This is a genomic window from Ornithinibacter sp. (assembly GCF_035443565.1).
Classification (GTDB): domain Bacteria; phylum Actinomycetota; class Actinomycetes; order Actinomycetales; family Dermatophilaceae; genus Fodinibacter.
Map to the genome: position 1 here is coordinate 1 of NZ_DAORSO010000229.1, position 2,599 is coordinate 2,599.

Sequence of the window (2,599 nt, forward strand, 5' to 3'; positions counted from 1 at the left end):
GTCGCGAGCCCGTCGACCGTGCGCGCATCGGGGACGAGCACGGGAGGCGGCATGTCACTCCCCCGTCCCTTCGCGGCGAGGAGGTCGCGCACGGCATCCGGGGAGAAGGCGTCAGCCCCGATGCCGTAGAGGGTGTCGGTGGGCATCACGACGAGGCTGCCGGCGCGCACCCCGGCGGCGGCCTTGGGAATGGCATCCGCCCGTCCGGGCTCGGTCGTGCAGTCGAAGACGGGGCTCATGAGGCCAAGCCTAGGGTCGAACCGGGCTCGGCTCGTGAAGGCCCCCGCCGAGGGCGCGTCACCTGTGCGCCCCTGCGCGCACCGCCACCGTCGCTCGGGGCCGACCGGTGAGATCGGCATGGTCGAGCACGTCGCCCCACAGCCCCGTCGCGCGAAGAGCAGCGGGAAGGCTCGCCCCCTGGCTGTCGGCGTGTTCCATGACCAGGACCCCACCCTCGCGCAGCAGCACCGCAGCGCGTGCTGCGACCGCCAGCGGGATCGCCAGCCCGTCGGCCGAGCCGCCGTAGAGCGCGAGGGCAGGGTCGTGGTCGCGCACCTCCGGGTCGACCGGCACGGCACCGACGGGGATGTACGGCGGGTTGCTGACGACCACGTCGACCTCGCCCTCGAGGTCGTCGAAGGCCGTCGTGGCGTCACCGAGGCGCACCTCGACGTCGAGCCCGAGGTGGTCGCGGTTGGCCAGGGCCCAGCCGTGGGCGAGGTCGGACAGCTCGACCGCGAGGACCTCGGCACCGGGAAGCTCGTCCTTGACCGCCAGCGCGATGGCTCCTGAGCCGGTGCACAGGTCGACGACGACCACGCCGTCACCCTGGCGGCCCATGGCGGATGCCGCGTCGATCGCGAGCCCGGCCGTCACCTCGGTCTCGGGTCGGGGGACGAACACCCCCGGCCCCACCGCGAGCGTGAGACCGCGAAAGTGCGCCCGACCCGTGAGGTGCTGGAGCGGGACCCTGGTGAGCCGCTCGCTGACGAGCGCCTCGAACGCCGCCGCGAACCCGGCATCCGGGGTCGTGCGCAGCACCATGGCGCGGCGCACGTCGCCCGCGGTGGTGCCGAGGGCGAACGCGGCGAGCTCGACGGCATCGGTCTCGGGTGAGCGGATGCCGGCCGCCTCGAGGCGCGCGGACGCCCCCCGGACCGCGGTGTGGAGGTCGCTCACCGGTGCGCGCTCATCGGTCGGCGATGGCGGCGAGGCGGGCGGCCTCATCGGCATCGACGCAGGACTGGATCATCGGGTCGAGATCGCCGTCGAGGACGGTGTCGAGGTTGTAGGCCTTGAACCCGGTGCGGTGGTCGCTGATCCGGTTCTCGGGGAAGTTGTAGGTGCGGATCCGCTCGGAGCGGTCGACGGTGCGCACCTGGCTGCTGCGAACGCTGGCGTCCGCGGCGTGGCGCTCGTCCATGGCGATCTGGTGCAGCCGGGCGCGCAGCACGCGCATGGCGGCCTCGCGGTTCTGCAGCTGGCTCTTCTCGTTCTGGCACGAGACGACCAGGCCCGTGGGCAGGTGGGTGATGCGCACGGCCGAGTCGGTGGTGTTGACGCTCTGGCCGCCGGGGCCGCTGGAGCGGAAGACGTCGATGCGCAGGTCGTTGGCGTCGATCGTCACCTCGACCTCCTCGGCCTCGGGCATGACCCACACCCCTGCAGCGCTGGTGTGGATGCGCCCCTGGCTCTCGGTGACGGGGACTCGCTGCACCCGGTGGACGCCACCCTCGAACTTCAGCCGCGCCCACGGTGCTTCACCGGGCTGGGAGTTCCCACGGGCCTTCACGGCGACCCGCACGTCCTTGTAGCCGCCGAGGTCGGACTCGGTGGCGTCGAGCACCTCGGTGCGCCAGCCCCGGCGCTCGGCGTGGCGCAGGTACATCCGCAGCAGGTCACCCGCGAACAGGGCCGACTCCTCGCCTCCCTCACCGGCCTTCACCTCGAGGATGACGTCGCGGTCGTCGTCGGGATCACGCGGGATGAGCAGGCGGCGCAGTCGGTCCTCGGCGGCGGCGAGCGTGGCCTCCAGGGCGGGGATCTCGTCGGCGAACGCCGGGTCCTCCGCGGCGAGCTCGCGCGCGGCCTGGACGTCGTCGCGCGCGGCCACCCAGGCGTGGTGGGCAGCGACCGTGGGGCCGAGTGCGGCATAGCGCTTGTTCAGCTCACGGCTCTTGTCCGGGTCGGAGGCGATCGCCGGGTCGGCCATCTGCGCCTCGAGCGCGGCGTGCTCGGCGACCAGGGCCTGGGCTGACTCGAGCACGGACTCTCCTTCGGGGCTGGCTTGGGGTGCTTGCGTGGTGCGTGGGTGGTGCTTCGGCGGGAACACAAGTGCGCCGGCCCGTCCCGCGAGGGGTCGGACCGGCGCACCGTGAAAGCTACTTGGCGACCTTCTTGCCGTAGCGGGCCTCGAAGCGGGCCACGCGGCCACCGGTGTCGAGGATCTTCTGCTTGCCGGTGTAGAACGGGTGGCACTGCGAGCAGACGTCGGCGTGGATGGCGCCGCTCTTGGCCGTGCTGCGGGTCTCGAACGTGGCGCCACAGGTGCAGGTGACCGTGGTCGCGACGTAGTCGGGGTGGATGTCCTTCTTCACGA

The 2,599-nt window shown here is 72.6% G+C and carries 4 protein-coding genes; all 4 read right to left on the reverse strand.

Annotated elements, in window-relative coordinates:
• On the reverse strand, window positions 1–239 hold a 239-nt coding region (locus tag PLL68_RS13745; protein WP_324535018.1), incomplete at its 3' end, for an L-threonylcarbamoyladenylate synthase.
• Between the two features lie 58 nt (window positions 240–297).
• The gene (prmC, locus tag PLL68_RS13750; RefSeq protein ID WP_324535020.1) at window positions 298–1,179 is read right to left on the reverse strand and encodes a peptide chain release factor N(5)-glutamine methyltransferase; all 882 of its coding nucleotides are present in this window, start codon (window positions 1,177–1,179) and stop codon (window positions 298–300) included.
• Window positions 1,180–1,189: 10 nt separating this feature from the next.
• Complete coding sequence (prfA, locus tag PLL68_RS13755) at window positions 1,190–2,266, reverse strand: peptide chain release factor 1 (protein WP_324535022.1); 1,077 nt, start codon at window positions 2,264–2,266, stop codon at window positions 1,190–1,192.
• A gap of 115 nt (window positions 2,267–2,381) precedes the next feature.
• Window positions 2,382–2,597 (reverse strand): 50S ribosomal protein L31, encoded by a 216-nt coding sequence (gene rpmE, locus PLL68_RS13760; protein WP_324535024.1) that lies wholly within the window; start codon window positions 2,595–2,597, stop codon window positions 2,382–2,384.
• Window positions 2,598–2,599: the final 2 nt, after the last annotated feature.